This is a genomic window from Proteus columbae, from assembly GCF_009914335.1.
GTDB lineage: Bacteria > Pseudomonadota > Gammaproteobacteria > Enterobacterales > Enterobacteriaceae > Proteus.
Map to the genome: position 1 here is coordinate 3,378,185 of NZ_CP043925.1, position 18,077 is coordinate 3,396,261.

Annotated in this window: 18 protein-coding genes; 1 reads left to right on the forward strand and 17 read right to left on the reverse strand. The window is 48.5% G+C overall.

The features are described from left to right. Positions 1–35: 35 nt before the first annotated feature. The 15 genes from traN to traL all read right to left on the reverse strand — a co-directional run bounded on the left by traN (position 36) and on the right by traL (position 15,986). A complete protein-coding gene (traN, locus tag F1325_RS15805; protein WP_160230697.1) occupies positions 36–3,728 on the reverse strand; it encodes a conjugal transfer protein TraN in 3,693 nt (1,230 codons plus the stop codon). A gap of 2 nt (positions 3,729–3,730) precedes the next feature. After that, positions 3,731–4,759 carry a TraU family protein gene (locus tag F1325_RS15810; RefSeq protein WP_004249369.1) on the reverse strand — a complete coding sequence of 343 codons (1,029 nt, stop codon included), beginning with the start codon at positions 4,757–4,759 and terminating at the stop codon, positions 3,731–3,733. Next, entirely contained in the window at positions 4,743–5,867 is a 1,125-nt protein-coding gene (locus F1325_RS15815; RefSeq protein WP_004249368.1) for a TrbC family F-type conjugative pilus assembly protein, read from the reverse strand. The genes F1325_RS15810 and F1325_RS15815 overlap by 17 nt, the downstream gene beginning before the upstream one ends. A gap of 10 nt (positions 5,868–5,877) precedes the next feature. Next, positions 5,878–6,390: a S26 family signal peptidase gene (locus tag F1325_RS15820; protein ID WP_004249367.1), complete on the reverse strand. Its 513-nt coding sequence runs from the start codon at positions 6,388–6,390 to the stop codon at positions 5,878–5,880. Then, complete coding sequence (locus tag F1325_RS15825) at positions 6,374–6,721, reverse strand: hypothetical protein (protein ID WP_004249366.1); 348 nt, start codon at positions 6,719–6,721, stop codon at positions 6,374–6,376. Before F1325_RS15825 ends, F1325_RS15820 begins: the two co-directional genes overlap by 17 nt. Further along, a complete protein-coding gene (traC, locus tag F1325_RS15830) occupies positions 6,714–9,113 on the reverse strand; it encodes a type IV secretion system protein TraC (RefSeq protein ID WP_024008831.1) in 2,400 nt (799 codons plus the stop codon). Before traC ends, F1325_RS15825 begins: the two co-directional genes overlap by 8 nt. Further along, the gene (locus F1325_RS15835; RefSeq protein ID WP_031500474.1) at positions 9,113–9,805 is read right to left on the reverse strand and encodes a DsbC family protein; all 693 of its coding nucleotides are present in this window, start codon (positions 9,803–9,805) and stop codon (positions 9,113–9,115) included. Before F1325_RS15835 ends, traC begins: the two co-directional genes overlap by 1 nt. Before the next feature lie 131 nt (positions 9,806–9,936). Then, complete coding sequence (locus tag F1325_RS15840; protein ID WP_160230698.1) at positions 9,937–10,875, reverse strand: nucleotidyl transferase AbiEii/AbiGii toxin family protein; 939 nt, start codon at positions 10,873–10,875, stop codon at positions 9,937–9,939. Continuing rightward, on the reverse strand, positions 10,868–11,701 hold the full coding sequence (locus tag F1325_RS15845) for a type IV toxin-antitoxin system AbiEi family antitoxin (protein WP_432277990.1): 834 nt from the start codon (positions 11,699–11,701) through the stop codon (positions 10,868–10,870). Before F1325_RS15845 ends, F1325_RS15840 begins: the two co-directional genes overlap by 8 nt. Before the next feature lie 178 nt (positions 11,702–11,879). Continuing rightward, positions 11,880–12,266: a TraA family conjugative transfer protein gene (gene traA / locus F1325_RS15850; RefSeq protein WP_000180225.1), complete on the reverse strand. Its 387-nt coding sequence runs from the start codon at positions 12,264–12,266 to the stop codon at positions 11,880–11,882. Continuing rightward, a complete protein-coding gene (gene traV / locus F1325_RS15855; RefSeq protein ID WP_160230699.1) occupies positions 12,263–12,835 on the reverse strand; it encodes a type IV conjugative transfer system lipoprotein TraV in 573 nt (190 codons plus the stop codon). The genes traA and traV overlap by 4 nt, the downstream gene beginning before the upstream one ends. A gap of 74 nt (positions 12,836–12,909) precedes the next feature. Beyond that, positions 12,910–14,199 carry a TraB/VirB10 family protein gene (locus F1325_RS15860; RefSeq protein WP_156734091.1) on the reverse strand — a complete coding sequence of 430 codons (1,290 nt, stop codon included), beginning with the start codon at positions 14,197–14,199 and terminating at the stop codon, positions 12,910–12,912. A gap of 2 nt (positions 14,200–14,201) precedes the next feature. Further along, positions 14,202–15,101, reverse strand: coding sequence for a TraK domain-containing protein (locus F1325_RS15865; protein ID WP_347147087.1), 900 nt, complete (start codon positions 15,099–15,101; stop codon positions 14,202–14,204). Further along, positions 15,082–15,708, reverse strand: coding sequence for a TraE/TraK family type IV conjugative transfer system protein (locus tag F1325_RS15870; protein ID WP_000667167.1), 627 nt, complete (start codon positions 15,706–15,708; stop codon positions 15,082–15,084). The genes F1325_RS15865 and F1325_RS15870 overlap by 20 nt, the downstream gene beginning before the upstream one ends. Continuing rightward, positions 15,705–15,986 carry a type IV conjugative transfer system protein TraL gene (gene traL, locus F1325_RS15875; protein WP_000433891.1) on the reverse strand — a complete coding sequence of 94 codons (282 nt, stop codon included), beginning with the start codon at positions 15,984–15,986 and terminating at the stop codon, positions 15,705–15,707. Before traL ends, F1325_RS15870 begins: the two co-directional genes overlap by 4 nt. Before the next feature lie 288 nt (positions 15,987–16,274). Here traL and F1325_RS15885 point away from each other — a divergent pair, with 288 nt between their 5' ends. After that, complete coding sequence (locus tag F1325_RS15885; protein ID WP_156734094.1) at positions 16,275–16,862, forward strand: plasmid-related protein; 588 nt, start codon at positions 16,275–16,277, stop codon at positions 16,860–16,862. Between the two features lie 26 nt (positions 16,863–16,888). On the opposite strand, the gene F1325_RS15890 is transcribed toward F1325_RS15885, so the two are convergent. Both F1325_RS15890 and F1325_RS15895 read right to left on the reverse strand, forming a co-directional pair. Beyond that, positions 16,889–17,524 carry a DUF4400 domain-containing protein gene (locus F1325_RS15890; RefSeq protein ID WP_156734096.1) on the reverse strand — a complete coding sequence of 212 codons (636 nt, stop codon included), beginning with the start codon at positions 17,522–17,524 and terminating at the stop codon, positions 16,889–16,891. Continuing rightward, positions 17,511–18,071 (reverse strand): conjugative transfer protein, encoded by a 561-nt coding sequence (locus F1325_RS15895; protein WP_160230700.1) that lies wholly within the window; start codon positions 18,069–18,071, stop codon positions 17,511–17,513. Before F1325_RS15895 ends, F1325_RS15890 begins: the two co-directional genes overlap by 14 nt. Between the last annotated feature and the right edge of the window lie 6 nt (positions 18,072–18,077).

The following is an 18,077-nucleotide window of genomic DNA, read 5'->3' on the forward strand; positions in this document are numbered from 1 at the left end:
AACATTATTGGCGCAGCTATTTTAGAAGGACGTGCTCAATTATTCCCCGAAATTTCTTCCGTCGCATCCTGACGCAGTTTCTGTGCATCCATTCCGTTTAGCCTTTCAATAGCTCTGTCTGCGGCACTCTGACGGTTTCCATCCACGTTTAGCGTACTTCCTGAGCCAGTGAGTCTTTCCAGATCCAGTGACGGTACTTCGGGTAGGTTGCCCGTGATCGACAAGATACCTATCCATTCATCGAGATTGACTTGGCTCCAATCTACCTGGTTTAACTGACTCGCGGTCAAACCTTCACAGTTTGGTGACTTCGCACTGCCCCAGCCAAGGCCCAATTGAGGACGTACTTGTTCTTGAATGATCCGTGAAAGCGGCGAAGTAAAGCAGCAATATGACTGCCGTTTCTCAACACAGGCACCCAAGAACTTAGACTTGCAGTAAGAGCCTACATAATGGCAACTCTTCAATACCCGCTTAGCGTTCATTTCAAACTCACTCTGCTCACATTTCCAGATAAGCTGAATGAGGATCATGGTGACTGAATAAATCATGTAGGCCGTCATAACCGTACTCAGAACCGCGCCCGCAGCGCCACCCAGCGCAAAGTTACCACCCGATACAACACCATCGGCTCCAACCGCGCCACCAACGTTACTAAACAGTGCCGATTGCGCCCCCGAACCAAAGGTAGAGCCTACCCACTCAGCCGTTTTGTTGGTCAACACCTGCATAAAGCCAGTCGCAGCTTGCTCCGCTCCCGCGCCAGCAGTCGTTGATGGCCCAGCCCCCATGAGAGAGTCCCATGCAGACACAAAAGGCTCTTTAACCGCACTCCAGGTACTCGTGATCGGTTCCCTAAGCGTATTCCACGAACCATAGATTGCAGAAGACGGATTCATGGCCATGACTGCCGTATCAAGCTTGTTAACCGCCACTATCATCGTGATGTAGTCCGATAACGACACGCCACTTGGCTTTTCACAGCAATCCACTATGCCACCAACGGCTTTTTTGCACTGGCCAGCATTACCTTTAAAGACCGTACACTCGACGTTATCTTGGCCATCAGCTCCCGTGCATGACATATCATTGGTCATAAACTGCGCAGCATTGAGCATCGCAGCGGCCTCTGCAAAGTTAGCCTGCTTGATTGACTCTGGCTCTAAACAATCAGTGCCCATACAGCGAACTGGCCCCTCACAGTTGTATTGAGTTTCCATTCGTGCATTTTGCACTTCAACGCTTTGTCCGCAGTCATACACCAAACTTTGGATATAACAGAAGCCTTCATGACCAGCCCCGCCTTCAGTGCATTCGGTTCTGACATACTGGCAGGCAGGGTTTTGCTCTAGCGCGGCACACGTATTGGTGGTCGTGTTTTGTCCGTTATTGACGATGGTTTGTGTATTACCATTGGCATCTACCCAGCTATCTGAGCTGCCCATGTTGAACTCTGGATGAGCAGTCGAAGCATTGTAGGTTGCTCTTGCCCTCCAGCATGAGAGCCCCAGTCCATCAGAACTGCCGCGACTGGTTAAATGAGCAGGAGACGAAACTACCGCCGGATAAAGGCTTCCAAGATTGGCCAACTCGCCACTACCAACCGTTAACCCGTCGATTCGTTTTGTGCCCGTATCCAAACACTGCCACTGCACCGCAGTGAACTGATCTGTTTGCATCAAGCATTGGTCTATGCCGGGATCACTTGATTGATGAACAATGTCCTGTTCTAAGTACTTGCCGGAGAAGGTCAATGAAGCTCTCAGTTTCGCAGGCGCCAAACACTTCTGAACTTCTCGGCTGCAAGTATCGAAATCGACTTTGTTCCAGCCGGACTCACATCTGGAACGCGTGACTTCCTGCGGTTCATGCCACGAAATAATCGACCCATTAACGACCTTGCACAATGAGCCAACCAAGGTTCCTTTTGGACAGGTCATTTCAGGGTATTTAATGGACGGTTTCGTCTCAGTCACCGTTTCCTTATTGCCCGTCAGTGAGAGTGTCGTTTTCCAACCATTTGCCTTGGATGGCGACTCGGTGATTTTTATCTCAGTATTTTGATTATCAAACACTCTCAGCGTCGCGTTTCCAGTTTGCATAGTGCTGCTGTGCTGTGGAACAAAGCTGAGCGTTTCAGAGCTAAAGCAACCACGCTCAATGGACCAGCTTTGTTGATGGGTTTCAGCGGATACACGTCGCTCTAACTGACACTCAGTAAGCGTGCTGATCTTCTCGCACACCTGGTAATCCGGTACATGCTTGGTTTCAGTAAATGGCGTAATCGTCTGAGTAGGCTCACAGGCCTCAAAACTACTCGGCATAAGATTGGATACCACGCACTTTGGATCGCTGGTTTGTAATCCACAGTCATAGGTATCGGTAAAACGAATGCATTCACCTTTATCATTGGTCTCGGCACATTCTGACGACATGAATCCACAGGAAGGATTCGCTTCAAGCACTTGGCAGGCCTGATTTTCAATCCCCTTATAGCTTTCATCATCCACACTGACTTGTACACGCCGACACAAAGGCGATATGCCAGCCACTGGGCTTGGGGCAAAGTAGGATTCACAAACTGAAACACCATTGACCACCGTACATCCGTTGGTTGAAGACGGCTGATCCGTGCATTGAATGCTGTAGTCTGAAAACTTCGTCGGGATATCCGCTGCTTGTTCGATACAGGACTGTGGTGACCAACTATCATTCATCACCACCTTGGTTGGATCAAAGCGCACCTTGATGCGTGCATAGCCCTCACCACTACCCGTAACCGATACGCGAATTTTTACCGGCACTTCTAAACCGGGCTCTACCGCTTTTAGCTTGGCGGTGAGGTCAGTATTAGGATTGCGTTCCCAACTGGTACTGAGCTCGCAGCGACCTGCCGTTTCTGGTGGAAAGTTATTGTTCGGCCCAGACCAGACTTTCTGATCGCCAAGCCACACTTGCATGTAGTCATCCCATTTTGCGTACTCAAGTACGGCTGAGGTAATCGCATCGGGATTCACAACTTTGAGTGTGATGGCCTGTTCAAATACTTTACAGTTGCCACTCCAGTAGTCGTCTCCCATACGACCAATCCAAACTTCAAGGCATCCCTCACCACAAGAGCGAAGGTTCATCGGCCCTGAAACATGCTCAATAATGCCTGCTTTGTAATCGTGAGTAATAGTGCAGCTATTAACCGCTGTATTGAGCCTGTCGCATTGCTGGTAATTTGGGCTACCTTCACCTTGAGACTCACAGCCTGGGAAGCTTTGTGTTAATAGATTTGGGTCAGTTTGAACCGCATCGGTTAATGCCCAAAGCGGATCATTGACCATATCTGGCCGCGACCTGTCTTTGATTTGCTGTAGCGAACGAAATGCTTCACCCGTAGCGCCACTTTCGGATGCCAAGCTCTCTTGGCGCTGCGTCCCCAATTGATTCATACTGGCATCAGAGCCATAAACGCCCGTTAAGACATCCAATGAGCCCTGATCCATACCGGGGAAAAGCTCTTGCAAGTTAATCGTCTCATTACCACTGCCATTCGGCACCGACAATGTATTGCCATTGAGTGCGGGCATCGTCCAGTTTTGCAGCAATTGCTTACCTTCTTGTTGTCCGCTTAAGCCGGATTGGCGCTGCACATCAGCGGCGACACCATGTAGGGGCAAGCACGCCATAGTGATAGATAAAATACCCGCTAACACTCGGGTAAAAAGTGTTGGTTTCATGGTTAACCTCCCGAGTTACAGCAGTCTTGCCAGCGCCACAAAATGTAGAGCGCATCTTCACCGGCACCAGGGATTGTTCGCCACTCTCCCCATTTCATGGTGCTTTCACCGATGACATGCGCACTTTCAGTTTCCGGTACAGGGAAGAACATACTCATCTTGTATTGGGATTTCGGTAGCATGGGTTCGATAACAGGTCGGCATAGCGCACTGTTCCCCATTGTTCGCCTAGCAAGACCACGCCTGTGTTGAGCCGCGATTGCACGCGCCGCTAAATGGCTGGTGTTTTCTGCTAATGAGCCGAAGGCTAAGGTGTGGCCAGATAACGGGTAGAGATGGCCCCAACTGCCAGCACACCAAAACAACTGGTCTATGGGTTTACCAAGCGTTGATGAAGCAGCGTCAGCGGTACAAGCAGATATAGCCAATGGATTGGCAACGGCAGCCGCTTCAGGCTGAGTAAAAAAGGCCAGTTCATCGTTCAGCCATGTTGGGTCCAATTCCGACAAATACATCAAGTCAAAGTCCATGTAACCATCGGCATTGCAATTGCCATCCATGAACAAATCGAGCATGACCAAAAGCGGAAAGGCGTAATAATGGTAATGGTAGAAAGCAAGATCACCGGTGTCGTATTCACCCTCGCCATGACCACCTTGCAGTCGCCTATCACCTAACGGTAAACGAATCCCTCCCAGTGAAGGCGAACAACCTGGCGTTCTGACTAGTTCAATCAGACGCGCTGGCTCCCACATGCTGGTAACAATACCTGGCCTTGGCACACCTAAGTTGTCTTCACATAAGCAAAATGACTTGTTTGATGCGCCGCTTGGGACACTGCCAGAGCCAAGAGGAAGACCCGCAACTCGGATAGGAAAAATGCATGACCAGCAAACATCCGTCAGCAACTTGCCGGACAATAACCCCGCGTCTGGGCAGGTCAGTTCGGCTTTTGCAGGAATAGATGCGCCAAGGACAAACATTACAACGAGAGTCCGCAACAGACGATACGTATTATTGAGCTTTTTCATGAACAAGCTCCTTTGCTGGAATTTCTTCTATTTCAAACGCGAGTCCCTTTGCTTGAACAAACGATGGGGTGACTTGCAAATCAAAGCGCTGCTTTAGCGAGGCATTGAGAAGATAAACCGGACTGTCCAATGTCTTTTCGAGCGCATTGAGGCTATTCCAACCTTGAGCACGGTCGAGCTGCGTGGTGATAAGCGTAATGCGGCGCAGCGTCCTATCTTGGCCCTCAAGCCAATGCGCTACTGCGTCCACTTCTTCAGCGTTCGACGCATTAAACACCACGAGCTGCTGAGTAAATGGCAAGGCTTTTAGCGGGTTAATACGCGTTCCTGCTGGGATCAATGTTCGGCCATTGGCATCCAATAGTGGCCGCTTCATGACGATGGTTGGATCAACCATTCTTATCCGATACTGCGTGGCTTTGGGTAAGTCAGTGAAAGTTTGGCGAGACCAGAAACGCTCAATGGCTTTTTTCTTTAACGCGCCCAGGTCAAGCGACTGTAAACGCTGCATCGCCACTTGCATCAAATCCGGTTCTAAAATGGAATGAATCGGACCGCGTTGACCCAAAGATCCGGTATTGCCTGTTTCAATTTGACGTTGCAACCAGTCCTTGCTGTAAACCCCTAGTGCACTTGCAGTCACCTTGTCATCTTCTATGCGGAAAATGGCAGGCACGCTAGTCACCCGCCAGTGCACAAAGGCTTTCGGATCGATTCGAACCTGAGGAACAGGATCAAGTCCCGCCATCAGGGTATGCCAATCACGGATAGCCGCCCCCAAGGTCTTTCCTTCAGGAATTCCCCGAAACAACACAATAGCGCCGGTAGCACTGGCCTCTTTAAATAGCTGCATCAGTGAGGAATCCCCCAGTGAGGACGACGCAAATATCAACCATTCATCGTTGTGTTTGAGCGACTTAGGTTGTTCAATCGGTGAAAAAGGCTCGATAAATTCAGATGAACCATCCACAGCACTTTGTAAAATGCTGCGGCTCATTTCGACGATCTTTTTGTCCTCGTCAGACAACGGATAAGGCTCTTGTGCCCAGGACACTTGACTAAAAGCCAATGGCGCAACCAACAAAAATAAGAGGCATAGTCTTCTCATCTTCCACCTCCTACCAAAGCGGCCAAGCGCGACCAACAATCTGCTCGCGCTTAACGGCATTCCAATAGCGGGAGTCGAAACTCGTAGCAGCCTCGCCGGAAAACCAATATTCGTTTTCTTGCAGCGTCAATGAGCGGCTAAATTGTGATTCCGCCGCACCAAGACGCTGGGCTAATGCCATGCCGGTAGAAACTTCAGCACCGTTCACCAGCACATGCTCAGGCGTCACATTGACTTCATCCCCAGGCATCCCTGTTAGGCGTTTCAGCATCCGAGTACCGTCGTTATATAACGGAGCGAGTCCTTTTGAGTGGAAGGCATACAAACCATCCTTAACGGGCTCTTTATTCCATAGGTCAATCAGATACACCGTGGTATCAGGCAGGCAGCGCTCTTGCTGGGTATCAATACCTATTCGGTAGCGCATCATGGCGTAGGTGCCTACCAAGGCCATGATTAACGCAAGAACAGTCAACCGGATGAGGTATGGCCGCCAAGGCATTCTTTTACGGAGTATCTGCATGAGACACCTCCTTTGAGCCTACTGGCACAAATACGGAATCATCAGCACCCACCACCGCTTGGGCATCCAGCACGATAAAACCGGCTGCTTTTAATTTTTCAATTTGCTGATTGGTCTGAAGCAACCTGGATTCGATGTCTTGTTCGCTGGCATTGGGGCCCAGTGACAACACCGCCTCCCCAAAATCCACGACTGCAATGGGCGTACTTAACGCCAACTGGCTGTGGATGGGTTCGAGTGTTTTCATTAAAAGCCAGCTGGTCATTAAACCGCTGCCTGCAATAGACAAAGTAATAGAGGCCATAAATGGCCAAAGCGTGGACTTATTCATAGCCTCGCTCCTTCAACAACTGAGAGATGGCATCAGCAACAGAAAGGCCTTTGCGCGTTAACTGCTTAATCGCGTTTACATCTTCTGCACGGGACGAGTACAACAGCTTGTGAAACGGATCGACGATGAGGCGGCCAATCCCGGTGCCCATCTCGGTAATAAAGAAAATTTCGGAATAGACACCCGTGACGGTATGAACCGTTTTTAGGTATTCGTAGCCGCCTTCACCTAATGGCAAACGGCCTTCTTTTTTGAGCGCGTTGATGGTTTCGGCTTTTTGACCAAGCAGGTACATATTGGCCGAGTTTTCAGCGATGGCTTTACCTGTAGGGCTGTCATACAAATCGTTGACCGACTGCGTTACCGTTACAGCGCTGCCGCCATATTTTCGAAATCGACGGTAACCCGTCTCGATGAACTTACCGACATCACCTTGAGTCAGCAGATCCCAGGCTTCGTCAATGAACACAATCTTGCGACGATCCCGCTCACCTAAGTACATCTCTTGTTGGATTTGGTAGATAAGCTGAAGCAACACCACTTGTTGTAGATGCTTACGCCCCTTGAGCTCTTCTAACTCCAGAACGGTGAATCGGTTTTTGAAGCGAATATTGTTGTGGCCATTAAAGAAGCGGCCATATTCGCCCTGTGTCGTAAACGGATAGAGCTGCTCACCCACGTCTTGCACACGACGGTCTTCATGATTTTTTAAGGCCTCTGCCACATCATCAACCAACATGGCACGACCTTTTTTCTCCCACAGTTCACGGGTCTGACGCTTTAGGTTGGCCATCTGAAAATCGGTTAATGACTGCGTAGGTGCGGCCATTGCGGCCAATAACCCAACCAACACATCCGCTTCTTCGTCATAGTCCTCAACGATTTCAAACGGATTCAAGCAAATGCCACTGTCCCGCCCGAACTGTAAGAACTCACCGTCATAGACTTCACACAGCTTTTCATAAGAGCGGCCAACATCAATCACCCAGCATTGCCCGCCTTCAGATAAGTAGGAGGAGATGATTTCGTTCACCAGGAAAGACTTGCCCGACCCCGATTGCGCCGCGATGCAACAGTTGTAATTACTGCCCGAGTCATAAAGGGACACACTCATGATCTGACCATTACGGGAAACAAAGTTAATCACCGGCGTGCCAGTGCCTTTCCAATCCGCAAACAAAGGCAACAGAGGGATGACATGCCGTGTCGCCATGGTCTTGAATCGAAACAAGTCGTTCATCGCCTGGCGGTCAGCACCAAATGGCAGGGCATTCAGAAAAATGGGCAAACAGAAGTACTTGTCTTCCATCAGCTCAAATCCAAGTTCTTTGAAATAGGTTCGAGCATTTGAAACAGAGCTGATGGACGCCTCTTCCGTCGGGGAAAACAGCGTTAAGGTCATATTTGCCCGAATAGGACGATCACCTTCTTGCAAAGCTTCAAAAAGAACATCAAACCCCTTTTTCTTGGCTGCAAGCACCGGCACAAACTTGAGCATCGGGCCATAGGCCTGATTGACCGCCCATTGACGCTTCGTCTCTAAACGAGATCGCATCGCCTCGGCTGAAGGAAAGTGAATGGTGACATTTAGCAAAAAGCTGCCGCGTAAACCGCGACTGCCCGTCATCATATCGCCCGCAAAACTTGCGGCATGACCAAACCAGATCCGCTCAGGCAAGCGCTTAAACGATAAGGTTTTAACTCGGTAATCACCCAGCATCAGACCTTGGCTATCCACCTTGATAGCTCGGTCATAATCCAACACTTGCTCTCGAAGTGGTTTATCTGCCTCACTGCGGATTGGTGATGGATTGCGCCAGGAAGCATCTTTTCCCCAGTTAAGCTGAGCACTTAATGCCGCGAGCCAATTTCGGTCAGTCATCTCAGTGACGCGAAAACCAACCGTTGCCAGCGCTTGCGAGAAAGAAGCCCGAAGCGCGGATGCTCGACTCAACTCACGCTCCGTCGGAATAGGACTTTCCAAAGGCAATTTGCAGGTGACGATCAGTTGAAAGTTGCGAACCTGAGTCTGGGTCGATTCTTCTATCGGTTGAACCGTGCCCCCATCGAGAAAATCCGCACGTTTGCGTATCGACGCCCTGAGTAATGGATCGGATTGACGATGCCGTAAGCCCATCATGCGCTGAAGGTCGGTTTGAATATCAGGCGAGGCGTACAGGCCAAATTGCAGCAAAGTGTCTTTTGGCCAGTCGTTGTTGAGTAGAACATTAACCCTGTCTGCAACAGACTCATCACCACCCGGCAATGGGTCACATAGAAAACCAAAGCCAACACTTTGGTCTTCCATGAAAAACAGTTGCTCATCGTCTGAATAGGCCAATACTGGCAATAGCTCTGAAGCGCGTTGCCCTGAATACAGAGAGGCTTTCATTAACGCCCCTCCAACCAAGCAGAAAGATCATAAGGACGGCCTCGGCTGATGCGACCATCATTGGCGACGATGAAAGGCACACCTTGAATGCCCAGGATTTGAGCCGTCACCAAGGTACGCTGCATTGGCTCTAAGTTGCAGGCATCATCCTGCTCTAAGTTACTAATTCGACCATTGAGCAATGCATCGGTGGCCGCTTTTTTGTCACGCGCACAGCCAAGCTGGCGAACCTGACGCTCTGAATCAGGACCAAGCACTGGCACAGGGAGTATTTGGAAGGTGTATTCTTTGGTTAGCGGTAAAGCTTGTTTCAAAAGCTCATGGCAGTGCGGGCATCGTGGATCAACAAAGACCACCACTTTCTTTTTGCCTTCACCCAGCGTCAGTGGATTCAAATCATCCATTTTTAAGCCAAGACGACTTAAGTCCAGCGTGTTTCCCGCTTCTCGAATTTCTTCAAGGCTGGTAAGCGGCTTTTTCGACCAGGCATCATAGAGCGTGCCATCAATGACGAACCGGCCACTGTCTGACATGAAAACAATACGGCCATTGCTTTCGACCGCTTTCATACCGGTGACCGGCAAAGAAACCATGCCGTCAATTTTGCCAACGGGCGACACTTCAGACACAGGTTCAGCTTGAACCAAAGGAGACAGCGCAAGCGCCAGAATAATAGGAGATAGTTTTCGCATGAGGAGTCCTCGTTAATGTAAATCGAGGCTCCAGTCTATGCAGTTGTCCTATGTGGACTCGGTTAGATAGATTGAAGAAATCGCAATCTAACTAGGGGTCTTATAGCTCGTTTAGGTTTGTTATAAACGAATTACTTGGCGTTTGCGTTAACAAGCCAATCATCAAGCACTTGCTTCAATTTATCTAATTGCTCTTGATGTTTTGCTTGATTCTTTGCCAATTTGTTAATGTTCTGCAACTTCCAACGAATCGCTGGCAAGTCTGCTGCATTAGGATAATCAAACAATGCCCAGTCAGGCTGCCCTCTTTTGAATGACATGAGGAAGGCATGATCCCTTTCTGTGAAATGTTTTTGCAGTTCAATTAACATCATGGGCCTAACAGAGGCTAAGTCTTCGCATTCAACTTTTTCAAAAGTCATTCCGTCAAATTCTGCCTGAAATTTCTCATTTAGAGGCTGCCAGTTTGGCGACATGACTTCATTAATAGGCCGAGGGTGACTTAATGTATAGGTTAAAAAACCCACCAAAATCTCTCTCGAAATCCCTTCACTGCCAAGTAACATACGCACATCAAATAAGTCGCGAGGATGTTGGCGATCCATTGCAGCACACAATTTTCCACCATACAGATCGGGAAGACTGACTACCTGAATCTCAGCATAACCAAACTCGTCTTCAACAGACTCTTGAACTGGCATTATTTCTGCACTATGCAATGTACCTCTGGCGACGGGCGACACTTCAATTTTGATCGTCGCAACCGGACTTGATACAACGATTCTCAGTTCATCAGCTTTATTATCCTGAAATGCCGCTCTGATATCTGGTTGAGTATTGATTCTGTCTGTAATGCGCTGCAATGCAGCCCTGACATTAACCAAAGCCTCATCTCTTGGTTCAAGTGGAAGATAAGCAAGATCAATATCTACAGATAACCGAGGAAAATCTCTCACAAATAAATTAATGGCGGTGCCGCCTTTAAGTGCAAAAACCGTCTCTGTGGCTACCACAGGAAGCATTCTTATGAGCAAGGAAACCTGTTTGTAATATGGGCTGTCTTTATCCATTATGTTGTTCACCTTTTTTGACGCTTAATATCTCTGGCACTGTGATTTGATATCGCTCATCAAAACGTCCTTTTTCGACAACCTGCCGCTTTCCTGCACCTAATTTAATTCTTGTTTCATCTACGCGATTGACCCACTGGTGATCGTAGTATCGACCCAGAAATAGAAATATTCGGTTTGCCTGAACAGAGCTGCTTCGTTCAAGAATATCTTGTACTTTTCTAGGACTAAGATTGACTAAACCCTGAAATAATTCTGCGACATGCTCAAATGAAATCAGCTTTCCAATCGCGTCTACCACTTCATAGGCAGCAAGTTCTGCACAGCTGACAGTGAGTTCTTTCTCTTTGACCGTGATCCTTTTCAAATCTTTCTCGGGATTCACTTCAAGCTTATGGTTTCCACAGTAAAACCAATTCTGATAAGGGAATTCACGAAACCATTTCGGTAAGGACGACTTGTTTTTAACGCAAATCCAAACTTGCTCTTTGTTCAGCTGTAAATAGTGACTCAGTCCCTGGTGAGTTAAGCTGCTCAATCCAGCCAAATGAACTGAAACGCCCAATTGCACATCCAATGCTTGAATGGCATCAACCCAAGTTGGCTTTATATCGCCCTGCGCATTTGGACGATAGTACACACCAGAACTAAGCTTCTTTAGCCAACCGTTCTGCGCGTACTTTTGAGCCAACGAGTAGCTCACGCCGTTTTCAGTCAGCCATTGCTGAAGTACTAGCGCACCAGGAGAAGTATGAGCAACAAGCCAGTTTATTTTAGATGACATTTTAACACCCAAAGTATGAATATCACGAACAGTATAAACCATATAGTTTATTACGATAGGAATTTTAACACTTTAGGTATTAATATACCAAATACTGTAAACCAAGTTCGTTAATGTGGCGTCGCTGAAATGAAAAGGTCTACACAACATCACCAATAACCCGATGTTGTGTAGACCTAAGTTTGATTGCCTTAAGTGAACTGCCTACTGTGGTTCACATTCAGGTGCCCAGTAAAACGGCGCTGATTGCTGGAACTGTTGTGCCAATGACTTCTTGAGTGCTGGCAACAACAGGTAAAGTTGCAGACATAACACTTTCAACGACTGTTGGCGTATTGTAGAGACCCATACCGCCACCAATGCCCAAGGCAAAAGCCATCAAGCTTTGGCGAGCGATACCGCCCACAATACCCACCAGTACCATGGCTCCCGCTACGATCCGTCCCAAAGTACCTTGGGTCCAATCTTTTAGGGTATCCCACACATCAGTGAAAGCATCACCACCGGTGCCCGCAAATGAGGGCTCCGAAATCATTAACGCCATTAAACCAAGCGCACCAATGGTCATTAGGCGCTGAGTTTGAATGGTGCGAACTGCATTTGTCATTCGTTAGTTTCTCCGTAGATACTCAAGTTATCGCGCTTACCATCAGCTCCCGCTGAGGATGAATCGCTTTGAGTCTGAAGTGGACGTAGCACTGGCGAAACCGTTCGAGGTGCTGACACCCCAATATCCCACCGGCGCGGTTCAATTTCGGTAAACACGTAGCTGGATAAATTCAGATCTCCACGGTCATCCTCCCAAGGCGCAATCCAAATTCGCATCACCCTTGAAGGAATGCGAATAGGTGCAGATTGCTGCGTCTCAGGTAATGCTGGATGGCTCAGCAGTCCTGTCTCTAAATCCGATTGTGAATACCCAGAGGGAGAACCAATTCGAGTCGCCACAGCATCAATCGTCTTGGGTGCAGCGCCATTACTGGTCAGCTCATAGACTTCACGAGCGGATAAACAGCGCACACCGTCAGGCATACCTGGGCATCCATATTCACTACTCCCGAGACCCAATGAACTACAGCCAGACAATAAGGTTGAGCCGACTGCCAATAAAAGTAATCCAGCTTTAGACCACTGTTTTGACTGGTGCTTTGGGTTGTTCTGCATTGATGTCGTCATGGTTAACTCTCCTCTGGATACACATCTTATTGTCTGAAACGGACTTCGATCGGTTAGCAACATGCAGGATTTTTTCATCTTCTTGCACCTCCCCCTTGCGAAGTGGCCAACGACAACGAGGCACCACGAGTGACTATGACTTCAATTTTCCTTGCAGCGTCTACCTCTATGACTGGGAACATATTTTCAGCCATGTCCAAATAGAACTTGGCCACTCGATCCAATGCTTTACCGGTGCCTTTAATCGCAGCACCTTGTAATGCTTCTTGGCTCATGACTTGCTGGTACAGCTGGGTATCACCTGCATTACCCGTCTGAATCGTCGGAACAGGATTTACATCAAATGCGCCAGCCAACCCCTGAAGGAACCCGGCCATCATTGATTTGGCCACCAGTTGGCCTTGTTTCGACACTAATCGGCCACGAATACCGGCTTTGCCGTCTTCACCCACAGCATAAGAATCCAGTCGTGTTTCAATGACGCCACCATCTTCTCTCACACATGAAATGGTCTCGCCTCGCAAATAAGCACGCTCAGAGCTTAAATCACCGTAACCTGCGGCGATCAAGAAACACTCTTTGATATCCGCTCTAAATCGGTTGGGTAAAATGGCTTCCTTTTGAATCCTCAGCAATGCAGGAAAAGGTTCGCGTCTTGCGGACTCGTGAGTAGGTGCATCCAAACCTGTGATCAAAGTACCTGAGATGATGCTGCCCGCCGGTAAATACAAAGGCGGCGCTTCTTGCACAACAACCTCTGGTTCAGCAACCACTTCAGGCTCAATCATACGAATCGTGATTGGCGGCAATGGAACATCCCGTGCTCGTGAACCTTGGCCACTGGCTGGCTGCTGATAGAGCGGATCTGGCAGCGGCGCATTGGCAAAATAGTCGTCTGGGTTAGACGGCAGTGGCTTTTCTTCTTTGGGCAATTCCATGGCAGATAAAGGCACTTCAAAACGACTATTTGTGCCTTCAACTGCTGCATCACCTCCAGCGCGAACATCATCAAGTTCCGCTCTAAGGCGGGCCAGCTCCGCATTGACCTCACTTGGTATAGAAGGCGAACCTGGGCTTAGCCGTCCTGAATCGACGTCACGACGCAAGCGCTCAACTTCACGGCGTAACTGTTCATTGCGCTCACTGAGTAGTTTTACGTTTGCAGCCAAACTATCGACCCCAACATCACGAGTATTGGTATCCGTAAGAATGTGCCGGATCGTTTCCTGTCGGTTCCGACTGTTCGCGCCATCATCAGGATTAGGTGAAAACACCATAACCATAAGAATGAGACCACCAGCAATACCAGCAACCGATAGACCCCGCTTCATGTTCGGGCTCATTTGTTCCCATTGTGCTTTCATCGTTATTCACCTCCCACAAGAAGCGAAGGTCGCTGACTTTCCACCGCTTCTTCACGATGATTGCGAACAACCACATACAACTCAGTCTTTTCACCCGGCAACAAGATATTGCGAGGCCAGTAGGCGCTTGCCACTATATCTGGTGCATGACAAGCTATTTCACTGGCTTCTATCGGCTCATCGGCAAAGCTTTCAACCAGTCCTACATAGACGGTGAAGTAATGTCCCGTCACAATTTGCCCCTGCTTAAAACCAAACTTTAAGCCCGGCTGAAAACATTTCGGGCTTGTGTCAGTTTGGCCAGCCAAACGGATGTCATAGCCTTGTGGTAGTTCATTTAGTGCAAGTCGTCTGAGTAAATCACGTAGGCTATCGACGTATGGCTGAGCCGTTTCCCAAGTGGCGGCTTTTCGGTTCACGACGCCCTTAATAGGCCACTGCTGACCATCAATAGCTAAGGTGATTTCACGCGGTGGAATACGACGAGGTACTAAGGTGACAGATAACGCAGGCGCTTCCTGACCAGGCGGAGTGATGTAAAGTGAAACCGGTGATTCTTTGTCCGTGGCCACATATACAACATTCCCCTTGATTTGCGTCTGAGCATCACTGGTTGTTCTCACCTGAGGCGATTCAAACGGCGTCACAATCCGATTCAGATGGCCAAGTGCTACAGGGATCAGTTCATTAACCCCCGGTGTCATCAGTAGCGTTGTTGGCACATCCGTTGAAGCCGTATTGGTTTGAGTCGGTGGATTTGCAGTAGCAGACTGCTTCATCACACTGGCTGGCACAATCGGCAATTCCACGTCTGCATACGACGCTTGAGATAACAGGACGCCACTCAAGCTCATTGCGATTAAGCTTGGTGTCATCCATCGACTAATTTTGGTTCGCATCATTCACCCTCCGGTTTTGCTCTTGGGTCAACTTTTCACGAACGCGCTTCGTTCTAGCTTGCCCCTCATACGTATCCATCCAGCTAAGTTTTGGACGGTATTGCTCAATATCGATGTCAAACTCATAGGTGCGAGTTTGGCGCTGCTCATCTCCAGATGGCCCAGAAACCAAGGAATAACCGGTCACAAAGACATGGCCGGTTTCATACTCATATTCCACTTGTCTGGGTTGGAATTTGAGCGTGACCCGGTCTTCGCGGATTTGTCTTGCCTGAATCTCCAGTGCATCGACCACTTGCTGGTACACCGCTGGAGAAAGTAGCGGCTCAATGGCAACCCGGATGAAAGACACATTACCTGGCGTCACGTTACCCATAAGCTCAGCCAGGTAGAGTCCCCAGGATTCAAGGTAAGGTTGAGTGGCTTGGTTTCGTGACACTTCAGCCGGTTCAGACAAAGTTGGTGGTTGAATGGCTACCACGGTATTGCGAGAAAATGCCGCTACCGCAAGCAGCAAGTTAGATAGCACCAGCACCGCAATCAGGAACCGTTGCCATCGGTTCTCTAATTGCGTGCCTTGCCATGATTTTAAAAACACGTCGAACTTCACGGCAGATAGCTCCTGATAAATGGGTTAGGGATCGTCTTGGCTTTGGTTGGCAACAGTCCGGCCCAGTAGATGGCGTGAAGAATAAAACCATCCGGGCGACCATCACGAAAACGCCGATAGAGCTTGGTTGTCACCAACCCCAACAGGCATAAAACCAAGGCATTACCGGTAAAAATGCCGATCACTAGCCCCAACAGAATGGGAGCCATCTCGTCGGCACTCCAAAGCAGGAAGTGCGGCGGGTCATCGATATAGGACGGAATACTCACAGGTTCCATAGTCACTCCTCGTTGTTTGAATTGAGAAGTGAAGGATGCCTTGGGATTGGCAGGTTCAGTGGTCAGCTAGATGCCGAATTCTTGAAGGTTTTGAGGGTTCTACTCAGACAATACTAACAATTGATCTTTTTGATGCGGTTGATATGATGGAGATATTGGTCGTGTCGAGACCAGCTGCCCACTTTAGCAAACCCGGACGGGACGACATGCATATCAAATTTATTTTTTGCTTAGGTTTTTTCTGCGACCTCGGCAGTGGGCACCGTATTCGCTAATAGGAGAAACTCAATGCAAATTACTAAAATCATTTCCTCTGCCACGGTTGAACGTTTAAAGCAAAAAGCACGAAAGCTTAAACGTGAAAAATCTATTCCACACACTCAAGCACTCGATGAAATTGCAGTAACTGCTGGTTTTAATCATTGGAATCAGGTTGTACAAGCTAATGACGTACTGAAACCATCAGAAGTGGCATTATCTTCTGGATGTGTCATGGCTTTTGATGTCAAAGATGGTATGGATGTCGATACTAGTGATGGGGTCTTAATTGAAGACCACTTCTTGGAGATGCTCACTGAAAAGCAGCTATTTGAAATTTATGCCAATTCCCCTGATGAGGACGACGAACAAAACAGACCGCTAAAAGAAACGCTATCGGATTCAGAGCTTCAGGAGTACTTTCGAGATTATTGCTCATTCATGTACTTCCGTCTTGCCGAGCCTCATGCAAACAAACCGTTAAAAGAAGTATTGGCTCTTATACGACAGTACTCTTTTTGGATGCCTCAATATATTTGGCTTCAAGGCCACCTTATTGATACTTACCATTTGCCTGCTGAAGACGAGAACGGCAATACCGTAGGCGTGAGATTTTAGCTCTACAAGATGAGGCCTGACAGGCCTCATATCTTCTTCTGCAAGTGGCTTAACGCCAACCCCGCCATCAATGCCAAACCGATGATCAGCGACGGTAACACCACCGGTGGAATAGCCAGCGGGGCGAACAATCCCATAAACAGCAAAATGACACCTGAGCCCAGGATAATCATGCTGTAGCGGTGAATGATTGGGCTCGAAAAATCAAAGGTTGTCTTCTTAATCTTCCAGGTCATCAAACCGTCCCACAACGCCGGTAACATGAGAATAAGCGCAAAGGGCAACCAGACTATCAGCAAAGCAAATCGAGTGAACACCTGGTACAACACATCAAAAAATGCCTGAATACGATCTTCCACCCAAACAAACCAAAAGCCTCCCATGTTCTCCATCCCTTTAGAGCGCAGTCGCTGCTCTTCAGTGGGGATTAGAAAATCTCGCACAGATTGCTCCATCTGCGTATCCACAATCCATGACTGATACCAGCGATGGCTAGTTTGACCAATCCAATAGCTTGTTTGTGCGCCCAATTGATTTTGGATCATCTGCTTCTCTTTACTGATGACCCGGCCAGTCCAATCACCGGGCACTAACACGCCAATGGCAATAATCTCCAGCATCAGTGCCAGACACAGCAGCCAAACCGACTTATGCTTGCTCATGCCAAACATCCTCTTCGACTCGCGCCAGCATGGCAGCAACGGTTGGCGTCATAATCCGGGCTTTAATCACTTGTTGAAGCCGCTTTGTCGTCGTATGACCACTGACATAACGCACCTCGATGCGTCCTTCAGCCAAATACGTCATCCGATTTGGACGATTACGAATCCAGGAGTAGAAATACACACCATCCACGGCGGCCCACTCGAAATGATCAGGATCACGCAGGCGAATCCCCGTTAAAGCACTGGCGGCAGTCCAGGTCAGCGCCTCAATGAAATGCCAAAGGCGTACACTGTCATCATCACAACTGACTTCTTCATAACTACCCAAGCCATTGCACAGACACAAATCAAAGATGGAATGGCCATCTAACGTGAACGCATCCGTTAAGTAGTCCGCCAAGCAATACACCGAGGCCAAAGCATGAGGCCAGTCGGTTTCAAGCAGTCTTAAGGTTTCCTTGAACTGGGGGTTATGTTGCTGCCACTGAGCGAGCATTTCTTTACTGATAAGTGTTGTCATTTTCAGACAGACTGAATGATGCATGCAGAC

What these genes read in the sequence shown, in the direction of transcription:
- traN (WP_160230697.1), bottom strand. Translation starts at nt 3,728, where the DNA reads ATGAAACCAACACTTTTTACCCGAGTGTTAGCGGGTATTTTATCTATC.
- F1325_RS15810 (WP_004249369.1), bottom strand. Translation starts at nt 4,759, where the DNA reads ATGAAAAAGCTCAATAATACGTATCGTCTGTTGCGGACTCTCGTTGTA.
- F1325_RS15815 (WP_004249368.1), bottom strand. Translation starts at nt 5,867, where the DNA reads ATGAGAAGACTATGCCTCTTATTTTTGTTGGTTGCGCCATTGGCTTTT.
- F1325_RS15820 (WP_004249367.1), bottom strand. Translation starts at nt 6,390, where the DNA reads ATGCAGATACTCCGTAAAAGAATGCCTTGGCGGCCATACCTCATCCGG.
- F1325_RS15825 (WP_004249366.1), bottom strand. Translation starts at nt 6,721, where the DNA reads ATGAATAAGTCCACGCTTTGGCCATTTATGGCCTCTATTACTTTGTCT.
- traC (WP_024008831.1), bottom strand. Translation starts at nt 9,113, where the DNA reads ATGAAAGCCTCTCTGTATTCAGGGCAACGCGCTTCAGAGCTATTGCCA.
- F1325_RS15835 (WP_031500474.1), bottom strand. Translation starts at nt 9,805, where the DNA reads ATGCGAAAACTATCTCCTATTATTCTGGCGCTTGCGCTGTCTCCTTTG.
- F1325_RS15840 (WP_160230698.1), bottom strand. Translation starts at nt 10,875, where the DNA reads ATGGATAAAGACAGCCCATATTACAAACAGGTTTCCTTGCTCATAAGA.
- F1325_RS15845 (WP_432277990.1), bottom strand. Translation starts at nt 11,701, where the DNA reads ATGGTTTATACTGTTCGTGATATTCATACTTTGGGTGTTAAAATGTCA.
- traA (WP_000180225.1), bottom strand. Translation starts at nt 12,266, where the DNA reads ATGACAAATGCAGTTCGCACCATTCAAACTCAGCGCCTAATGACCATT.
- traV (WP_160230699.1), bottom strand. Translation starts at nt 12,835, where the DNA reads ATGACGACATCAATGCAGAACAACCCAAAGCACCAGTCAAAACAGTGG.
- F1325_RS15860 (WP_156734091.1), bottom strand. Translation starts at nt 14,199, where the DNA reads ATGAAAGCACAATGGGAACAAATGAGCCCGAACATGAAGCGGGGTCTA.
- F1325_RS15865 (WP_347147087.1), bottom strand. Translation starts at nt 15,101, where the DNA reads ATGATGCGAACCAAAATTAGTCGATGGATGACACCAAGCTTAATCGCA.
- traL (WP_000433891.1), bottom strand. Translation starts at nt 15,986, where the DNA reads ATGGAACCTGTGAGTATTCCGTCCTATATCGATGACCCGCCGCACTTC.
- F1325_RS15885 (WP_156734094.1), top strand. Translation starts at nt 16,275, where the DNA reads ATGCAAATTACTAAAATCATTTCCTCTGCCACGGTTGAACGTTTAAAG.
- F1325_RS15890 (WP_156734096.1), bottom strand. Translation starts at nt 17,524, where the DNA reads ATGAGCAAGCATAAGTCGGTTTGGCTGCTGTGTCTGGCACTGATGCTG.
- F1325_RS15895 (WP_160230700.1), bottom strand. Translation starts at nt 18,071, where the DNA reads ATGCATCATTCAGTCTGTCTGAAAATGACAACACTTATCAGTAAAGAA.